Source organism: Amycolatopsis sp. cg9 (genome assembly GCF_041346945.1).
Classification (GTDB): domain Bacteria; phylum Actinomycetota; class Actinomycetes; order Mycobacteriales; family Pseudonocardiaceae; genus Amycolatopsis.
The window spans coordinates 1516140-1534513 of the sequence record NZ_CP166850.1; the positions used below are offsets into that span (position 1 = coordinate 1516140).

The 18374-nt window shown below is 69.4% G+C and carries 16 protein-coding genes; 8 read left to right on the forward strand and 8 right to left on the reverse strand.

The window, feature by feature from the left end; translation table 11 throughout:
* Window positions 1-10: 10 nt before the first annotated feature.
* From AB5J73_RS06795 to AB5J73_RS06820, 6 genes are all read right to left on the reverse strand, one after another.
* Window positions 11-1003: an ABC transporter ATP-binding protein gene (locus AB5J73_RS06795; protein WP_370968849.1), complete on the reverse strand. Its 993-nt coding sequence runs from the start codon at window positions 1001-1003 to the stop codon at window positions 11-13.
* Window positions 1000-1983: an ABC transporter permease gene (locus AB5J73_RS06800; protein WP_370968850.1), complete on the reverse strand. Its 984-nt coding sequence runs from the start codon at window positions 1981-1983 to the stop codon at window positions 1000-1002. The genes AB5J73_RS06795 and AB5J73_RS06800 overlap by 4 nt, the downstream gene beginning before the upstream one ends.
* Before the next feature lies 1 nt (window position 1984).
* Window positions 1985-2965 (reverse strand): ABC transporter permease, encoded by a 981-nt coding sequence (locus AB5J73_RS06805; protein ID WP_370968851.1) that lies wholly within the window; start codon window positions 2963-2965, stop codon window positions 1985-1987.
* Window positions 2962-4041 (reverse strand): ABC transporter ATP-binding protein, encoded by a 1080-nt coding sequence (locus tag AB5J73_RS06810; protein WP_370968852.1) that lies wholly within the window; start codon window positions 4039-4041, stop codon window positions 2962-2964. Before AB5J73_RS06810 ends, AB5J73_RS06805 begins: the two co-directional genes overlap by 4 nt.
* A gap of 15 nt (window positions 4042-4056) precedes the next feature.
* Entirely contained in the window at window positions 4057-5727 is a 1671-nt protein-coding gene (locus AB5J73_RS06815) for an ABC transporter substrate-binding protein (protein ID WP_370968853.1), read from the reverse strand.
* A 204-nt stretch (window positions 5728-5931) separates the two neighbouring features.
* Window positions 5932-7119 (reverse strand): ROK family protein, encoded by a 1188-nt coding sequence (locus tag AB5J73_RS06820; protein ID WP_370968854.1) that lies wholly within the window; start codon window positions 7117-7119, stop codon window positions 5932-5934.
* Window positions 7120-7250: 131 nt separating this feature from the next.
* Between AB5J73_RS06820 and AB5J73_RS06825 the strand changes: the two genes are divergently transcribed.
* On the forward strand, window positions 7251-8486 hold the full coding sequence (locus AB5J73_RS06825) for an ROK family protein (RefSeq protein WP_370968855.1): 1236 nt from the start codon (window positions 7251-7253) through the stop codon (window positions 8484-8486).
* Here the strand turns inward: AB5J73_RS06825 and AB5J73_RS06830 are convergent, their stop codons facing one another.
* Complete coding sequence (locus AB5J73_RS06830; RefSeq protein WP_370968856.1) at window positions 8487-8639, reverse strand: hypothetical protein; 153 nt, start codon at window positions 8637-8639, stop codon at window positions 8487-8489.
* A gap of 442 nt (window positions 8640-9081) precedes the next feature.
* Between AB5J73_RS06830 and AB5J73_RS06835 the strand changes: the two genes are divergently transcribed.
* The 5 genes from AB5J73_RS06835 (at window position 9082) to AB5J73_RS06855 (ending at window position 15485) form a co-directional block, all read left to right on the forward strand.
* On the forward strand, window positions 9082-10296 hold the full coding sequence (locus AB5J73_RS06835) for a family 16 glycosylhydrolase (protein WP_370968857.1): 1215 nt from the start codon (window positions 9082-9084) through the stop codon (window positions 10294-10296).
* Between the two features lie 24 nt (window positions 10297-10320).
* Complete coding sequence (locus AB5J73_RS06840) at window positions 10321-11385, forward strand: ricin-type beta-trefoil lectin domain protein (protein WP_370968858.1); 1065 nt, start codon at window positions 10321-10323, stop codon at window positions 11383-11385.
* The gene (locus tag AB5J73_RS06845; RefSeq protein ID WP_370968859.1) at window positions 11382-13235 is read left to right on the forward strand and encodes a ricin-type beta-trefoil lectin domain protein; all 1854 of its coding nucleotides are present in this window, start codon (window positions 11382-11384) and stop codon (window positions 13233-13235) included. Before AB5J73_RS06840 ends, AB5J73_RS06845 begins: the two co-directional genes overlap by 4 nt.
* Window positions 13232-14590, forward strand: a complete 1359-nt coding sequence (locus tag AB5J73_RS06850; protein ID WP_370968860.1) for a ricin-type beta-trefoil lectin domain protein — start codon at window positions 13232-13234, stop codon at window positions 14588-14590. The genes AB5J73_RS06845 and AB5J73_RS06850 overlap by 4 nt, the downstream gene beginning before the upstream one ends.
* Window positions 14591-14831: 241 nt before the next feature.
* Window positions 14832-15485 (forward strand): DNA alkylation repair protein, encoded by a 654-nt coding sequence (locus AB5J73_RS06855; RefSeq protein ID WP_370968861.1) that lies wholly within the window; start codon window positions 14832-14834, stop codon window positions 15483-15485.
* Here AB5J73_RS06855 and AB5J73_RS06860 read toward each other — a convergent pair whose 3' ends face one another.
* A complete protein-coding gene (locus AB5J73_RS06860; protein WP_370968862.1) occupies window positions 15486-16208 on the reverse strand; it encodes a GntR family transcriptional regulator in 723 nt (240 codons plus the stop codon).
* Between the two features lie 115 nt (window positions 16209-16323).
* Between AB5J73_RS06860 and AB5J73_RS06865 the strand changes: the two genes are divergently transcribed.
* Complete coding sequence (locus AB5J73_RS06865; protein WP_370968863.1) at window positions 16324-17568, forward strand: MFS transporter; 1245 nt, start codon at window positions 16324-16326, stop codon at window positions 17566-17568.
* A 10-nt stretch (window positions 17569-17578) separates the two neighbouring features.
* On the forward strand, window positions 17579-18373 hold the full coding sequence (locus AB5J73_RS06870; RefSeq protein WP_370968864.1) for a putative hydro-lyase: 795 nt from the start codon (window positions 17579-17581) through the stop codon (window positions 18371-18373).
* Window position 18374: the final 1 nt, after the last annotated feature.

The following is an 18374-nucleotide window of genomic DNA, read 5'->3' on the forward strand; positions in this document are numbered from 1 at the left end:
ACTTCGGCGTTCAGGGGGTGGCGACGGGGTGCAGCCAGCACGCGACTTCGCGCGCCGGGTCACCCGGGGTGCCCAGCAGCGGGACGCGGTCGGGGCACGGCTCGAACGCCTTGGGGCAACGCGGGTGGAACGCGCACCCGGACGGCATCCCCCGCGTGTCCGGCGGCGAACCGGGGATCCCGGACAGCTCTCGCCGCGGGCCCCGCAGCGCGGGGAACGAGTTCAGCAGGCCGTGGCTGTACGGGTGCAGCGCGTCCCGGTAGAGGTCCGCGGCCGGCGCCTGCTCGACGATCCGGCCGCCGTACATGATCGCGATCCGGTCCGAGAACTCCACCAGCAGCGAAAGGTCGTGCGTGATGAACAGGACCGAGAAGCCCAGCCGTTCCCGCAGTTCCACCAGCTGGCCGAGGATCTGCCGCTGCATCACGACGTCGAGCGCCGTGGTCGGCTCGTCCATGATGACGACCCGCGGCTCGAGCGCCAGCGCCATCGCGATCATCACGCGCTGCCGCATGCCGCCGGACAGCTGGTGCGGGTAGGCCTCCAGGCGGTCGGCCGAAATCCCGACCAGCCTGAGCAGGTCGCGCGCCCGCGCCACCCGGCCCGGGCGAGACGTGCCCGGCTCGTGCGCCTTGATGACGTCGACGAGCTGGGTGACGACCTTGTGCACCGGGTTCAGCGAGTTCATCGCGCCCTGGAACACGATGGACGTCTCCGCCCACCGGAACCCGCGCAGCTGCTTGTCCGTCAGCTTCAGCACGTCGTAGGGCTCGCCGTCGGCCGGGTGGTAGATCACCTCGCCGCCGCGGATGACGCCCGGCGGGGCGAGCAGCCGCGTCAGCCCGTAGGCCAAAGTGGACTTCCCGCTGCCGCTTTCCCCGGCCAGGCCGAGCACTTCGCCGCGGTGCAGCGTCAGGTGCACGTCCCGGACCGCGCGCACGGCCTCGTCGCCGACGCCGTAGTCGACGTCGAGGCCCTTGATCTCCAGTACCGGGTCCATCATGGCTTTTCCTCCCGCCCGAGCACGGGCGTGAAGCCCACTCGCATCCGGTGCGTCTTCCCGTCGGCGCCGCGCACGCGCGCCTTTCCGCTGCCGCGCAGGCGCGGGCTGACGAACTCGTCGATGCCGAAGTTGAGCAGGGACAACGCGGTGCCGAGGATCGCGATCGCCAGCCCGGCCGGCACGAACCACCACCACGCGCCCTGCGCGAGGGCCTGCTGGCTCTGCGCCCAGAACAGGATCGTGCCCCAGTTCCAGTTGGACAGTCCCGAGACGCCGACGAACGCCAGCGTGATCTCGGACATCACGGCGAAGATCACCGTGCCGACGAAGCTGGACGCGATCACCGCGGTCAGGTTCGGCAGGATCTCGAAGAAGATGATCCGCCACGTCGATTCGCCGGTCGCCCGCGCGGCTTCGACGTATTCCCGGCCGCGCAACGAAAGCGTCTGGGCCCGGAGTACCCGCGCGCCCCACGCCCACGACGTGAACCCGATGATCACCGCCACCAGGATGTCGCCGCCGGTGGGCACCGCGCTGCCGATGATGATGATCAGCGGGAGCGCCGGGATCACGAGGAACACGTTGGACAGTGCGGAGAGGCCCTCACCGGTGTTGCCACCGAGGTAGCCGGAGGCCACGCCGACGACGACGGCGAGGATCGTCGCCACCACCCCGGCGGCCAGCCCGACGAGCATCACGCTGCGCGTGCCGACCACGACCTGGCTGAAGATGTCCTGGCCGAGGTGGGTCGTGCCGAACCAGTGCCGTCCGGACGGTCCCTCGAGCAGGTCGCTGCTGCGCGCGGACGGGTCGTACGGCGCGATCCACTCGCCGATGACCGCGATCACGAGGAAGAAGACGATGACGGCCAGGCCGGTGGCGGTCTTGCCGCCGGTCAGGAACCGGAAGCGGCGCCGGCGCGCGACCACGTCGACGGGGAGGGCTTGGGCGGCTTTGACGTCCGCCGCGGGTACGGCCATGTCAGCCCTCCTTCCGGGTGCGCGGGTCGAGCGCGAGGTAGGCGACGTCGGCGAAGAGGTTCGCCACGAGCACGGACAGCGTGATGATCAGGAAGATGCCCTGCATCAGCGGGTAGTCCTGTGAGCCGACCGCCTGGAACAGCTGGAAGCCGACGCCCGGGTAGGAGAAGACGATCTCCACCAGCAGCGTCCCGCCGACGATGAAGCCCAGTGCCAGCGCGAAGCCGGACACGCTCGGCAGCAGTGCGTTGCGCGCCGCGTACCCGACCATGACCCGGCGCTCGGGCAGGCCCTTGGCGTGCGCGACCGTGACGTAGTCCTCCGAAGCGACGGTGACCATCATGTTGCGCATGCCCAGGATCCAGCTGCCCATCGAGCTGATCAGGATGGTCAGCGCGGGCAGCAGGCTGTGCTGGACCGCGCTGCCGATGAACCCGCCGTCCCAGCCGGGCACGACACCCGGGTCGTACCCGCCGGACGACGGGAAGAAGCTGCCCGGACCGGCCAGCAGCGTGAGCGCGATCAGGCCGAGCCAGAAGTACGGGATCGACGAGAGGAACGTCGTCACCGGCAGCAGGCCGTCGACCCAGGAACCGCGCTTCCAGCCGGCGACCACGCCGAGGCCGGTGCCGATGGCGAAGCCGACGACCGTGGTGATGCCGACCAGGATGATCGTCCACGGCAGGCTGTCGCCGAGCAGCTCGGACACCGGAGTCGGGAAGAACGTGAACGAGATCCCGAGGTCGCCGCGGAAGAGCTGGCCCCAGTAGTCGAAGTACTGGGAGATCAGGCTTTCGTTCTTGTCGAGTCCGAACAGGACGTACAGCGACTGGACCGCGTCCTGGCTGATCATGCCCTGGTTCTTCGCGATCAGCGACTGCACGGGGTCGCCCGGGATCAGCCGCGGGATGAAGAAGTTGATGGTGACGGCGGCCCAGGCGGTGAAGACGTAGAAGAGCAGCCGTTGCAGCAGATACCTCATCGGGCGGCCCCGTCGTACAGCCAGCACGCGGCCCAGTGCCCGGGCGCGTCGTCGACGTCGAACCGCGGCGGCAGGTCGGTCTTGCACCGCTCCATCGCCACCGGGCAGCGCGGGTGGAACCGGCAGCCGGCCGGCGGGTCGATCAGGCTCGGCGGCTCGCCGGCCCCGCGCTCGGCCGGCACCTCGCCCGGGTCGAGCTCGGTGCTCCCGCCGGCCAGCCGGTCGGGATCGGGCGCGGAGTCGATGAGCAGCCGGGTGTACGGGTGCGCCGGGTGCTGCGTGATGGTCTCGCTGTCGCCGCCTTCGACCATCCGGCCCGCGTACATCACCATCGTCTCGTCGGCGAAGTAGCGCGCCGACGCGATGTCGTGCGTGATGTACAGGATCGCCAGGTGCAGGCGTTCCTTGAGGTCCCGCAGCAGGTTCAGCACGCCGAGCCGGATGGAGACGTCCAACATGGACACCGGCTCGTCGGCCAGCAGGGCTTCGGGGTCGGCGCCGAGCGCCCGCGCGATCGCCACGCGCTGGCGCTGGCCGCCGGACAGCTCGTGCGGGAACTTGTCGATGTACCGCTCCGGCGGCGTCATCTGGACGCGGGCGAGCAGGTCGTGCAACGACTTCTCGAGGTCGTCGCCCACCCGGCCGTGGATCTTCAGCGCCCGCGTCAGGTGGTAGCGCACGGTGTGCACGGGGTTCAGCGACGCGAACGGGTCCTGGAAGATCATCTGCACCCGGCGGGCGTAGGCGCGGAACGCCTTGCCGCGCTTGACGTCCACTGCTTCGCCGTGCAGCCGGATGTCGCCGCCGGTGCGCGGGTAGAGCCCCGCGAGCAGGCGCGCGACCGTCGACTTGCCCGACCCGGACTCGCCGACCAGCGCGGTGACCCGGCCCCGCCGCAGCGTCAGGGTCACGTCGTCGACGGCCTGGATGCTGCGCTTCGGGCCGCTCAGCGCCGCGCGGCCCTTGCGGCGAACCGGGAAGTGCTTCGTGAGCCCCGCCGCTTCGAGAACGACGGGGAGGTCCCCCTCCGACCCGACGGCGACGGGGTCGGAGGGGGACTGCTCGGTCGTTGCCACGGACTCCGCCATCGATCAGGCCGCGGGCTTCAGGTGCAGGACGATGTCGAGCGCGTTGCGCAGCGTCGGCTGGGCCGGCGCGTACGGGTTGGCCTCGTCCGGCCAGCCCGTCCAGTTCTTCGTGCTGTACTCGCCGCCGGAGTTGGCCGCCGAGGTCGGGACCATCGGCTGCTGGTCGATCATGATCTTCTGCAGCGTCGCCATCGCGGCGGTGCGGGCGGCGTCGTCCTCGGCGTTCGCGTACGTCTCGAGCGCCTTGGTCGCCTCGTCGTTCTTGAAGCGGCCGTAGTTGCCGTTGATGCCCCCCTGGCCGGTCGGCTTGTAGCGGCTGCCGTCCATCACGTCGCGGTACAGGTCGTACGGCGTCGCACCGTCGTTGGTCCAGTGCATCAGGCCTTCGAAGTCACCGGTGTCGACCGACTTGATCCACGCGTCCTGGTTCATCTTCTCGACCGTGGCGGTGATGCCGATCTGGGACAGGTTGTCCTTGATGATCTCCAGGTCGGTGATGTAGTCCGACCAGCCCGACGGAACCGTGAGCTTCAGGGTGACCGGCTTGCCGCTCGGGTCGGCCAGCTTGTCGCCGGTGAACTTGTAGCCCGCGCCGGTCAGCAGCGACTTGGCACCCGGGACGTCGACCTTGACCGTCTGCCCCTTGTACTGCGGCGCGATGAACGGGTCACCCGCCGGCGTCGGGATGCCGGTGACCTGGTCGTTCTTCGGGTAGAAGTAGCCGGCCTCACCCTGGTTGAAGATGTCGTCGCGGTTGATCACCTTGCTGACCGCCTGGCGCAGCTTCGCGTCGTTCCACGGCGCCTTCTCGGTGTTGAACCACAGGCCGTGGACGGCCAGCTGCGCGGGGAACCACAGCTTGTAGTGCTGCGGGTCCTTGCTGGTGTAGACGGCCTTGTAGTTCGGGATGAAGACGAAGCTCCACTCCGACGCGCCGCTGACCAGCGCGTTCACCTGAGCGTTGTTGTCGGTGTAGGAGGTGTAGCGGATCTCCTTGACCTTCGGCGCTTCCTGCCAGTAGCCGTCGCGGCGGACGACGATCATCGTCTGCGGCGTGGCCGACTTCAGCGTGTACGGACCGGTGCCGATCGGGTTCTTCACGGTGTCGAGCGCCGGGTCCTTGATGCCCTGCCAGACGTGCTTGGGCACGACGAGGGTCTGCAGGATCTTGAGCTGGTTGACGAACTGGGAGCTCTCGAAGCCCAGCGTCACCTGGTTGCCGGCCGCGGCGATGTCCTTGTACGGCACGGCGTCGACGTTCAGCGCCTTGTTGTCGCGCAGCAGCTGGAACGTGTAGGCGACGTCCTCGGCGGTCATCGGCTGGCCGTCGGAGAACTTCACGCCGTCACGGACGGTCAGGACGAGCTTCTTGTAGTTGTCCGTCCAATCCCACTTCGTCGCGAGCCACGGCTTGCCGGGCTCCTGCGGCTTGACGCGGTTGTGCATGACCAGGGGCTCGTAGATCATCCACCGGTAGCCCATGTTGGACAGCGCGGACGTCTCGAGGAACGGGTTGTTGTTCTCCGACTGCGGGCCGTCGGGCTTGCCGACGTTGAGCACGGCGTCCGGGTTGCCTTGCGCGGCGTTCGAGCTGCCGCTGCCCCCGCACGCCGTCAGGCCGCCCACGGCCATGACGGCTACCAGCGCTGCGACGATGGAGCGCTTGACTCGCATCGGTCCTCCTAGTCATCGACGACTTCCGTTTGTCGACTGGTAGCGAGCCCCGACCGCCGGCGACCGAACGACGTCGAGAAGTCAACCCGGGTGACTCGGGTCACGTCAATAACACGGCGGTAACGTTTTGTACCTAAGTTTAAGTACTGAAAGAACTGGCGGTCTGGACCTGTTCCGGCGATTACTCCTTGCGACGCAAGGAAATCAGCCGGTCCGGCCCCCGCTGGCGAGCAGTTGCGCGATGGGCAGCGTTGCCGCGCCGAGCGCGACCGCCTCGGGTCCGAGCCGGCCGAGGACGACCTCGGTGCGCCCGGCCAGGTAGTCGAGCGCGTGGCGGCCGACGGCGTCGCGGACGGCGGGCAGGATCGCCGGGCCCATGATCGCGCCCGCGGAGCCGGACAGCACGACCCGGTCGGGGCTGAGCAGGTTGATCAGGTTGGCGATGCCGATCCCCAGGTACTCGCCGGTTTCGGCGAGGACTTCGGCCGCTGGGCCGCCCCCTCCGGCCGCCGCCACGATATGCGCGAGTTCGATGTCGCTTTCGTCCCCGATGACCGGTTGCTTGCCGACACGGGCGGCGTAGTGCCGGACGACCGCCTCGGTGCCGACGTAGGCCTCCAGGCAGCCGTGCGAGCCGCACCGGCAGGGCGCACCACCGGCCTTGACGACGGTGTGGCCCCACTCGCTGGTCGTGATGCCGGGGTGCGACCGCCCGGCGGTGGCGACGGCGGCCCCGACCCCGACGCCGAGCAGGGCGACGATGGCGCGTTCGGCGCCCCGGCCGGCCCCGCGCCAGGTCTCGGCCTGTCCGAGGGTGCGCGCCCGGTTGTCGAGGTGGAGAGGGGCTTCGATGTGCGGGTGGATCAGGTCGCCGAAGGCCACCCCGCGCCAGCCGAGCGTGGGTGCGTGCACGATCCCGCCGTCGCGCACCGCGCCGGGCACGCCGATGCCGACGCCGAACACCGCGTCCGGTTCGCCGCCTTCGAGCACCTCGGCGATGCCCGTCCGCACCAATCCGGCCACTTCGTCCGGGTCGAGCCGGGTGCCGACGAGCGGGTGGCGCACCGTGCCGAGGGTGCCGAGCGCGCAGTCGAAGAGGCCGACCTCGACGTGGGTTTCGCCGACGTCGACCCCCACGACGTGGCCGAAGTCGGGCCGCACGGCCAGCAGCGTCCGCGGCCGCCCGCCGTCCGATTCGACCGAGCCGGCCTCGGCGACGACGCCGTCGGCGATGAGTTCGGAGACGACGTTGGTAACGGTGGCGGCCGACAGTCCCGATTCAGCTACTAGTTCCAGCCTGCTGACGGGGCCGCGGAGGTACAGAGAGGAGAGCAGTGCCGCGCGGTTGTGCCGTCGGAGGTCTCGGGTTGTCTGACGCACCACCTGGGTCACCTGGGGGATTGTGCCAGACACCCACCGTGCGACCATCAGTTCGGGACTTAGTTCACCACTTAATACATAGCCACAACTTACGGTGATCAGGCATCCTGGTCGAAGCCGGTAAGAGTTCAGATGGGTTGCCCATGGCGAGCAAGCGCACCACCGTCCGTGATCTGCGGCGGCACAACCGTTCCCTGCTGCTGTCGAAACTGTACTTCGACGGCCCGCTGTCGCGGCACGAACTCAGCCAGCTCACCGGATTGAGCGCCGCGACGGTCAGCAACGTGACCGCGGAACTGGGCGAGGAACGCCTCATCACGGAGGCCGGCCAGGTGGAGTCCGACGGCGGCCGCCCGCGCGTGCTGCTGCGCGTCGACCCGGCGTACGGGCACGTGGCCGGCGTCGACATCGGCGAAACCGGCGTCAAGGTGGAGCTGTTCGACCTGGCGATGAACCGGCTGGCGACGGTCGAGCACCCCCTCCCGAAGGCCCCGGACGCGGCGACGGCGGTCGAACAGGTGACGTCGGGGTTGCGCGAGGTGTTCGCGACGGCGGGCATCGACGAATCGGCCGTGCTGGGCGTGGGCATCGGCGTCCCGGGCACGGTCGAGCAGGGCTCGCGGGTGCTGGTGCACGCCCCGACGGTGGGCTGGGACGCGGTGCCGCTGGTGTCGCTGCTGCGCGACGCCGGCGTGGGGTTGCCGCTGTTCGTGGACAACGGCGCGAAGACGCAGGGTCAGGCGGAGATGTGGTTCGGCGCGGGCCGCGGCGCCCGGCACGCGGTGATCGCCCTGATCGGCTCGGGCGTCGGCGCGGCGGTGGTGACCGACGGAACGACGTACCGCGGCTCGACGAGCAGCGCGGGCGAGTGGGGCCACACGACGATCGCGTACGGTGGCCAGGAGTGCCGCTGCGGCGCACGCGGTTGCCTGGAGGCGTACATCGGCGCGGGCGGCGTCCTGGCCCGCTACCGGCGGGCGCGCGGCAAGGACGTCTCGGGCGAGGACGAGCAGGCCCAGTTCACGGCGCTGCTGGAGGCGGCCCCGCGCTCCAAGACGGCGGCCCGCGTCCTCGACGAGACGGCGGGGTACCTGGGCGCGGGGATCGCGAACTTGATCAACTTGTTCAACCCGGAGCGGATAGTGATCGGCGGCTGGGCGGGGTTGGCGCTGGGCGAGCAGCTGCTGCCACGCATCCGCGCGGCGGCCGGGGAGCACGCGTTGCGGCATCCGTTCAGCCAGACGTCCATCCAGCTCGGGTCGTTGGGCTTGGACGCGGTGGCGACGGGGGCGGCGACGTTGCCGGTGGCGGATTTGCTGGCGCAGGGGGCCACGTCCCGGCTGGCGAAGCCGAGCGCACCGGATTCGGACGCGGCGTAGTCAGCTGCGGCGGGATTTGAACCAGGCGCCGCAGACGAGGTAGAGCGTGCTGGTGTGCGCGAGGGCCATCCACACACCGCCCGCGGCGTCGAGCAGCATGATCAGGGCAACGCCGAGCGAGCCCGGCGGCATCGACGGCTTTCCTTCGGTCACGTTCCCCCCTTCGGTCTTCGGATGGCCTCCGGGCCCGCGCTCTCAGCGCCTGCTCGATCGGGTGACCGCTGTAGTGTCGCGAATGACTCATTGGGGACCTCGGAGGTCCCCAATGAGTCATTCGCGACGTTGGTGAAGCCCAACCCACCCGTGCCCCGATGAGCGGAACACCTGATCAGGCCAGCTCACCGCCCCACACCCGCCACTCCCTCACCCTTAATTCGGGTTGAAAAAAAATGACCGGCCGAGTGTTGCCCGGCTTGTCTGGACCATGCATACTTTGTTGCCAGGCACAACAAAGCGCCCGTCCCCGAGCCACCCCGCCCCGGCTCGAGGGCCAACCCGCGCCTGCCGCCGCCCCGGCATGCGAGGCACCTCCCCTCCCCGCGTTCCGTGCTGCGCGCGGAACGCCGTCCCCCCAACGGTGAGAGAGGCGACAACGATGTCCACCTCAAAACTCCGCAAGAGATGGGCGGCGCTCTTCGCCGCCTGTTCGCTGCTCGTCCTCGGGCAGCAAGCACTGACCGCACCGGCCGCCGAAGCCGCGGCCACCTTCACCGATGACTTCAACGGGCCCGCCGGGTCCGCCGTCGACGGGTCGAAGTGGCAGCTCGAAACCGGCGACAACGTCAACAACCACGAGCGCCAGTACTACACCTCCGGCACCAGCAACGCCCAGCTCGACGGGCAGGGCCACCTCGTCATCACGGCCAAGAAGGAAAACCCCGGCAACTACAACTGCTGGTACGGCCGCTGCGAGTACACCTCCGCGCGGATGAACACCGCCGGCAAGTTCAGCCAGGCCTACGGCCACTTCGAGACGCGCATGAAGCTCCCGCGCGGCCAGGGCATGTGGCCCGCGTTCTGGATGCTCGGCGGCGGCAACTGGCCCACGGACGGCGAAATCGACATCATGGAGAACGTCGGGTTCGAGCCGAACACCGTGCACGGCACCATCCACGGGCCCGGCTACTCCGGCTCCGGCGGCATCGGCGCGGCCTACAACGGCCCGAACTTCTCCGACGACTTCCACACCTACGCCATCGACTGGGCGCCCAACCAGATCAAGTGGTACGTCGACGGGAACCTCTACCAGACGCGCACGCCGTCCGACCTGAACGGCAACCGCTGGGTCTACGACCACAACTTCTTCATCATCCTCAACCTCGCCGTCGGCGGGTACTGGCCCGGCGATCCCAACAGCAGCACGCAGTTCCCGCAGCAGCTGGTCGTCGACTACGTCCACGTCACCAACACCTCGGGCGGCGGCAGCGGCCGGACCGGCACCATCACCGGCATCGGCGGCAAGTGCGTCGACGTCGCCGGCGCGAACAGCGCCAACGGGACGCCGATCCAGATCACCGACTGCAACGGCAATGCCGCCCAGAGCTGGACCGTCGGCACCGACGGCACCCTCCGCGCCCTCGGCAAGTGCATGGACGTCGCCGCCGCGGGCACCGCGGACGGCACGCCGGTGCAGCTCTACGACTGCAACGGAACCGGGGCCCAGCAATGGGTCGTCACCGCGGCGCGCGACATCGTGAACCCCAACGCGAACAAGTGCCTCGACGCGACGGGCAACAGCTCCGCGAACGGCACCCGCCTGCAGATCTGGACCTGCGGCGGCGGCGCCAACCAGAAGTGGACCACTCCCTGAGCTTTACCCCATAAGGAGAATCAAGTGCGGCGAATCCTCGTCGCGCTAATGGGGTGTGCCCTGTTAGCGCTTTCCCTCACCACCGGCTCCGCGCAGGCGGCCGTCGAAGCGGGCCCGTCCGCGAGCCAGCTGCTCGCCAAAACCCAGAACTGCCAACAGATCTCCACCGGCAAGTATTCCTTCGACGAAGGCGGCGCGGCCACCGTTCCCGTCTGCCAGACCCCCGGCGCCGTGTTCTTCACCGCCGACATGGACATCGACTGCGACGGTGTCCGCACCACGCAGTGCAACGAGAACACCGACTGCTGCTTCTACCCCGACACCGCGTTCCACACCTCGACCGACCAGCCGCTCAACGCGGCGCAGCTGCCCTACATCGTCCTCCCGCAGCCGACGTCCACCTGGGACTACCGCAACTACGGGATCGACGGCGGTTCGGTCGTGGCGGTGATCTACAACAACCAGGTCACCTACGCGGTCGTCGGCGACACCGGTCCGACGAGCATCATCGGCGAGGCGTCCTACGCCACCGCCGTCAGCCTCGGCATCAACCCCGACCCGAAGAACGGCGGCACCGAAGGCCCGGTCACGTACGTCGTGTTCCCGAACACGCACGTCGACCCGATCGAGAACCACGCGAACGCGGTCAGCCTCGGCGAGCAGGTCGCCACGCAGTTCGTCGGCGGCACCACGCCACCGCCCGCCGGAACGGCCGGGCCGATCAAGGGCATCGGCGGCAAGTGCGCCGACGTCGCCGGCGCCAGCAGCGCCAACGGCACCGCCGTCCAGCTCTACGACTGCAACGGCACGAACGCTCAACAGTGGACGGTCGGCACCGACGGCACGGTCCGCGCGCTCGGCAAGTGCCTCGACGTCACCAGCGCGGGCACGGCCAACGGCACCCCGACGCAGCTCTGGGACTGCAACGGTTCGAACGCCCAGAAGTGGTCGGCGAACGGCTCGCAGAACCTCGTGAACGCCGGCTCGGGCAAGTGCCTCGACGCCACCGGCAACAGCTCCGCCAACGGCACCCGGCTGCAGATCTGGACCTGCGGGTCCGGCGCGAACCAGAAGTGGACGCTCCCATGAGAAAACTGCTCACGCTGCTCGGCGTGACCGCGCTCGCCGCGGCCACCTTCGCCGCGCCCGCGCAGGCCGCGGGCGAGACGGTCAACGTCTGGCTCACCACCACCAGCGACGCCGGCGGCCGGACGGTCACCCGCGGCCTCCAGCAGCAGACCCCGATCACGTTCGCCGCGGGCACCGGCACCGGTGGCGTGACCATCAACGTCAACGAAGGCACCACCTACCAGCAGTTCGAAGGCGGCGGAGCGTCCTTCACGGACACCGCGGCCTGGCTGATGAACTCCAGCGGCGCACTTTCCCCAGCGACCCGCGACGACACGATGCGCAAGCTGTTCGACCCGAACAGCGGCATCGGGCTGAGCTTCATCCGCAACCCGCTCGGCGCGTCCGACCTGGCCCGCTACAGCTACACCTTCGACGACATGCCGGCCGGGCAGACCGACCCGAACCTCACGCACTTCTCCATCGCCCACGACCAGGCCGACGTGCTGCCGCTGACCAAGCAGGCCAAGCAGCTGAACCCGCAGGCCAAGGTGATGGCGTCGCCGTGGAGCGCGCCGCCGTGGATGAAGGACAACGACAGCTACCTGCTCGGCTGGGTCGAATCGCAGTACTACCCGGCCTACGCGCAGTACTTCGTCAAGTACCTCCAGGCCTACCAGGCCGCGGGCGTGCCGATCGACTACGTCTCGATGCAGAACGAACCGACGTGCTGCGCGAGCTACCCGTCGACCAACTGGAACGGCGCCGGGCTGGCGTACTTCGCGAAGAACAACCTGCTGCCCGCCCTGCAGGGCGCCGGACTGTCCACGAAGGTCCTCGCGCTCGACTGGAACTGGGACACCTACGCCTCCTACGGCGCCCCGACCCTGGACGACTCGGCGATCCGCACCCACCCGAACTTCGGGGGCGTGGCCTGGCACGGCTACGGCGGGAACATCGCGCAGCAGACGACCACGCACAACCAGTACCCGAACGTCAACGCCTACTCGACCGAGCACTCCGGCGGCACCTGGATTTCGAACCAGCAGGCCGAGGACATGAACAACATCGTGGACTATACCCGGAACTGGTCGAAGAGCTTCGTCAAGTGGAGTCTCGGCGTCGACCAGAACATGGGCCCGCACAACGGCGGCTGCGGCACCTGCACCGGTCTGATCACCGTCCACAACGGAGACTCGCGCAGCGGGCAGGTCGACTACACCGTCGAGTACTACACGATGGGCCACCTGACGAAGTTCGTGAAGCCGGGCGCGTACCGGATCGACTCGAACGACAACTCGACCGTCCGCAACGTCGCCTGGAAGAACCCGGACGGCTCGAAGGCGCTGATCGCGTACAACTCCGGCACCGGCAACCAGAGCGTGCGGGTGAACTGGGGCAACTCGTCCTTCACCTACACCCTGCCCGGCCACACCTCGGCGACGTTCACCTGGAGCGGCAACCAAGGCAACGGCGGCGGCACCGGCAAGACCGGCCCGATCACCGGCCTCGGCGGCAAGTGCGTCGACGTCGCGGGCGCGAGCAGCACCAACGGCACCGCCGTCCAGCTCTACGACTGCAACGGCTCCGCCGCCCAGCAGTGGACCGTCGGCACCGACGGCACGATCCGCGCGCTCGGCAAGTGCCTCGACGTCACCGGACAGTCCACAGCAGACGGTGCGCAGCTGCAACTCTGGGACTGCGGCGGCACGGCCAACCAGCAATGGGCGGCCACCGCGGCCAAGGACCTCGTCGGCTCCGGGTCGAACAAGTGCGTCGACGCGACCGGCAACTCCAGCGCCAACGGCACCCGGCTGCAGATCTGGACCTGCACCGGCGCCGCCAACCAGAAGTGGAACGTGCCCGCATGAAGAAACGAGCAGCATTCGGCGCCCTGATCGCCGCCTCGGCGATGGTCTTCGCCCCGGGCGTCGCCCAGGCGGCGACCGGCCCGATCACCGGCATCGCCGGCAAGTGCGTCGACGTCAACGCGGCGAGCACCGCCAACGGGACGGCGATCCAGCTCTACGACTGCAACGGCTCAGGCGCTCAACAGTGGACGGTCGGTTCCGACGGATCCCTGCAGGCGCTGGGCAAGTGCCTCGACGTGACGAGCGCCGGCACCGCGAACGGCACGACCATCCAGCTCTGGGACTGCAACGGCTCCAACGCCCAGAAGTGGACGGCCAACGCGGCGAAGAACCTCGTCAACACCGGCTCGGGCAAGTGCCTCGACGCCACCGGCAACTCCAGCGCCAACGGCACCCGGCTGCAGATCTGGACGTGCGCGAGCACGGCCAACCAGCAGTGGACGCTGCCCAGCGGCGGCACCACCCCGCCGCCCGGCCCGGGCGTGATGGCCGTCGCGCCGTACCTCTACAACGGCTGGGGCGACCCGCCGAACCCGTCGACGATCCAGAACGCCACCGGCGTCAAGTGGTTCACGCTCGCGTTCATCCTGTCCAACGGCTACTGCAACCCGCAGTGGGACGGCGGCCGGGCGCTCACCGGCGGCGTCGACCAGAACACGATCAACGCGGTGCGCGCGGGCGGCGGCGACGTCATCCCGTCGTTCGGCGGCTACTCCGGCAACAAGCTGGAGTCGTCGTGCGGCAGCGCGGGCGAGCTGGCGGCGGGCTACCAGAAGGTGATCAACGCCTACGGTCTCAAGGCGATCGACATCGACATCGAGGCCGACGCGTACAGCAACCCGACGGTGCAGCAGCGCACGGTCGACGCGCTGAAGACGGTCCGGGCGAACAACCCGGGCATCAAGCTCTACGTCACCTTCGGCACCGGGCAGTCCGGACCGGACAGCAGCCTGGTGAACCGGGCGGCCCAGTCCGGGCTCACGGTCGACGGCTGGGTCATCATGCCGTTCGACTTCGGCGGCGCCGGCCAGAACATGGGCACGCTGACGCAGCGGGCGGCCGAGGGCCTCAAGAACGTCGTCAAGAGCGCGTACGGCTACGACGACGACACCGCCTACCGGCACATGGGCATCTCGTCGATGAACGGGATCACCGACAACAACGAGACGGTCACCCTGAACGACTTCACCACCATCCTGGGCTACGCGAACGCGCACCACCTGGCCCGGTTGACGTTCTGGTCGGCCAACCGCGACCGCCCCTGCCCGGGCGGCTACCCGAACAACGACACCTGTTCGGGTGTTTCCCAGCAGGCGTGGGACTTCACCCGGATCTTCGCCCGCTACGCCGGCTGACGCCGAGCCGCTGAAGGCCACCATCGGGGCACTGGATGCCCGGATGGTGGCCTTCAGCGCGGGTGCGGGCTGCCGGGCCGCGGCTCTGGGGAGGCGGCGGCCCGGCAGCGTGGTCCGCCTGCCGCTGGGGGTCTCCGGCGGCGGAACCGCACCGAGGTTATCCAGCGGCGCCGGAGCCAGGCCGGTGCTCGGCCCGTCCGGACGCCAAGCGTGCCCGAACGCGCACCGTAAACTGGCCGCCATGGCGGAGACCGTGGCCGACGTGCTGGCCGAGCTGGCGACCCTCGACGACCCCAAAGCCCGTGCGGTCAACGAAAAGCACGGCGACGACCACGGCGTGAACCTGAGCAAGCTGCGAGCCGTCGCGAAACGGCTGAAAACGCAGCACGACCTCGCCCGCGAGCTCTGGCGGACCGACGACACCGCGGCCAAACTGCTCGCGACGCTGATCTGCCGCCCGAAGGCCTTCGAACGCGACGAGCTCGACGCCATGCTCCGGACCGCGCGCACCCCCAAGGTGCACGACTGGCTCGTCAACTACGTCGTCAAGAAGAGCCCGCACGCCGAGGAACTGCGCCAGGCCTGGTTCGCCGATCCGGACCCGGTGGTCGCGAGCGCCGGCTGGGCCTTGACGACCGCCCGCGTCCCGGCGATGACCGAGGGCTTGGACGAACTCCTCGACGTCATCGAAAAGGACATGAAGGACGCCCCGGACCGCCTGCAGTGGGCGATGAACCACTGCCTGGCCCAGATCGGCATCGAGCACGCCGGACTCCGCGCGCGGGCGATCGACATCGGCGAACGCCTGGAAGTGCTGAAGGACTACCCGACGCCGCCGAACTGCACGTCCCCGTTCGCGCCCGTCTGGATCGCGGAGATGGCGCGACGGCGGTAGCTACTCCGTCGCGCTCGCCGCGCGGGCGGCGTCCGCGCGCTCGGCGTACGCCTCGACGAGCTGCTCCTCCGCGTCCGCGAGGTACTTCATCAGCAGCTGCTCCGCGCCCGGCCCGTCGCCCGCCTCGATGCGGTCGAGGATCTCGTGGTTGCGCGGCAGGTAGCGCTCGTGGAACCGGCGCGGCTCGGCCATGATGTGGAAGACCAGCCGCAGCTCGGCGGTCAGCCTGCCGACCAGCTCGTTGACGCGCTCGCTGCCGGAGAGCGCGACCAGCTCCTGGTGGAACCAGACGTTCGCGGTGCCGAGGTCCTTCCAGTTGCCGGTGCGGGCGGCCTCGTCGCCGATGTCGACCTTCTCCTTGATCCGCGCGAAGGTCGCCGGCTTGGCCGTCACCCCGCGGACCGCCGCGCACTCGATGATCTTGCGGACGCGGTAGATGTCGACGACGTCCTCGACGCTCGGGATGCGGACGAAGACCCCGCGGTTGAGCTCGTGTGCGAGCAGCCGCTCGTGCGTGAGCAGCCGGAACGCTTCGCGCAGCGTGTTGCGCGAGACACCGAGCGCGTTGCCGATGTCCTGCTCCGACAGCCGGCCGCCGGGCAGGAAGAAGCCCTCGGCGATGCGCTTGCGGAGGACGCCGGCGACCCGTTCGGCCGTGCTCTTGCGGCTGACCAGGCCCCGGTCCGCGGCCAGGCCCGGTAACCCGCTGTCTTCGATGACCACGCTCCGATGATACCCGTCACACAGAGGACGATCCAATTGCCGTCTTGTGGAATTGTTCAACAATCCCTACCGTGTGAGGCACGCCACGATGAGAGACACTGGCCAGGAGGTGCCCATGACCGCGACCACTGCAACCGAGGCCCGGCCGTTCGACTGGTTCCGCACGCTCGGAAAACGCGGACGGCGAGCCTTCGTCGGCGCGTTCGGCGGCTACGGCCTGGACTCGTTCGACTACCAGACGCTGCCGCTCGGCCTGGCCGCCATCACGGCCTACTTCGGCATCTCGAGCGGCGAAGCCGGTCTGCTCGGCACGACGACGCTGGTCGTGTCGGCCCTCGGCGGCGTCGGCGCGGGCATGCTCGCCGACCGGATCGGCCGCGTCCGCACGCTCCAGATCACCATCGCGATGTACACGATCTTCACCGTGCTCTGCGGGTTCGCGCCGAACTTCGAGACGCTGCTGATCTTCCGCGCGCTGCAGGGCCTGGGCTTCGGCGGCGAGTGGGCGGCGGGCGCGGCACTGGTCGCGGAGTACTCCTCGGCCCGCTACCGCGGCCGGACGGTGGCGTTCGTGCAGAGCGCGTGGGCGGTCGGCTGGGGCCTGTCGGTGGTCGTCTACACCGTCGTGTTCAGCGTCGCGAGCGACGACGTGGCCTGGCGGATCATGTTCTGGACCGGCGTCATCCCGGCGCTGCTCGTGCTGTGGGTCCGCAAGAGCGTCAAGGACGCCCCGCGCGCGGAGGAACGCCTCAAGACCGAACGCCCGAAGGGCACGCTCGGCCAGATCTTCAAGGGCGACCTCGTGCGCACGACGTTCTTCGCCGCGCTGCTGGCCACCGGCGTCCAGGGCGGGTACTACACGATCTCGACGTGGCTGCCGTCCTACCTGAAGAAGACGCGCGAGCTGACCGTGATCGGCACCGGCGGCTACCTCGCGTTCCTCATCACCGGCGCCTTCGTCGGGTACGTCTGCGGCGGCTACCTCACGGACCTGCTGGGGCGCAAGAAAACGTTCCTGACCTTCGCGCTGCTCTCGGCCGCGCTGATCGTCGCGTACACGCAGATCCCCAAGGGCGCCAACGGGCTCGTGCTCGTGCTCGGCTTCCCGCTCGGCTTCTCGATGTCCGCGATCTTCAGCGGCTTCGGGGCGTTCCTCGCCGAGCTGTACCCGACGGCGCTGCGCGGGACGGGGCAAGGCTTCACGTACAACTTCGGCCGCGCGGTCGGGGCGATCTTCCCGACCGTCGTGGGCTTCCTCGGCGCCGGCGGAGCGATCGTCTTCGGCGCGCTCGGCTACGGCATCGCGGTGCTCGCGCTGCTCGGCCTGCCGGAAACCAGGGGTATCGAACTCGTCGACTGAGGGGGAACTCATGACGACCTTCGACCAGCCGGCCACGTTCACGCCGGCGCAAGCACGCGCGGTGTTCCGCCGCGGCACCGCCCGCCCCACCACGGGCTGGGCCAACGGCTTCACCCAGACCAACCTGATCGCCGTGCCCGAAGACTGGGCCTACGACGTCCTGCTCTTCTGCACCCGCAACCCGCAGCCGTGCCCGCTGCTCGACGTCACCGACGCCGGCGACCCGGCCACCCGGCTCGCCGAAGGCGCGGACCTGCGCACCGACCTGCCGCGCTACCGGATCTGGCAGAACGGCGTGCTGGCCGGCGAGATGGCGGACGCGACCGGGCTGTGGCGCAGCGACATGGTCGCCTTCTCCATCGGCTGCAGCTTCACGTTCGAGACGGCGCTGGCCGCCGAGGGCGTCCCGCTGCGGCACGTCGACCAGGGCCGCAACGTCGCGATGTACGTGACGAACCGGCAGTGCGAGCCGGCCGGGCGGCTGTTCGGCCCGATGGTGGTGTCGATGCGGCAGATCCCGGAGGACCGCGTCGACGACGCCATCCGGATCACCCGGGCGATGCCCGCCGTGCACGGCGCCCCGGTGCACATCGGCGACCCGCGGGCGCTGGGGATCGAGGACCTGTCCCGGCCGGACTTCGGCGATCCGGTGGACGCCCACCCCGGCGACGTCCCGGTGTTCTGGGCCTGCGGCGTCACCCCGCAGGCGGCGCTGATGGCGTCGCGGCCCCCCTTTGCGATCACCCACGCGCCGGGGTACATGTTCATCACCGACCGCCACGACAGCGAATACCGGGTGGGCTGAA

Bases quoted from the DNA above. Each gene is read 5' to 3' on its own strand.
- AB5J73_RS06795 (WP_370968849.1), bottom strand. From the start codon at position 1,003: ATGATGGACCCGGTACTGGAGATCAAGGGCCTCGACGTCGACTACGGC.
- AB5J73_RS06800 (WP_370968850.1), bottom strand. From the start codon at position 1,983: ATGGCCGTACCCGCGGCGGACGTCAAAGCCGCCCAAGCCCTCCCCGTC.
- AB5J73_RS06870 (WP_370968864.1), top strand. From the start codon at position 17,579: ATGACGACCTTCGACCAGCCGGCCACGTTCACGCCGGCGCAAGCACGC.
- AB5J73_RS06850 (WP_370968860.1), top strand. From the start codon at position 13,232: ATGAAGAAACGAGCAGCATTCGGCGCCCTGATCGCCGCCTCGGCGATG.
- AB5J73_RS06835 (WP_370968857.1), top strand. From the start codon at position 9,082: ATGTCCACCTCAAAACTCCGCAAGAGATGGGCGGCGCTCTTCGCCGCC.
- AB5J73_RS06865 (WP_370968863.1), top strand. From the start codon at position 16,324: ATGACCGCGACCACTGCAACCGAGGCCCGGCCGTTCGACTGGTTCCGC.
- AB5J73_RS06805 (WP_370968851.1), bottom strand. From the start codon at position 2,965: ATGAGGTATCTGCTGCAACGGCTGCTCTTCTACGTCTTCACCGCCTGG.
- AB5J73_RS06815 (WP_370968853.1), bottom strand. From the start codon at position 5,727: ATGCGAGTCAAGCGCTCCATCGTCGCAGCGCTGGTAGCCGTCATGGCC.
- AB5J73_RS06845 (WP_370968859.1), top strand. From the start codon at position 11,382: ATGAGAAAACTGCTCACGCTGCTCGGCGTGACCGCGCTCGCCGCGGCC.
- AB5J73_RS06855 (WP_370968861.1), top strand. From the start codon at position 14,832: ATGGCGGAGACCGTGGCCGACGTGCTGGCCGAGCTGGCGACCCTCGAC.
- AB5J73_RS06825 (WP_370968855.1), top strand. From the start codon at position 7,251: ATGGCGAGCAAGCGCACCACCGTCCGTGATCTGCGGCGGCACAACCGT.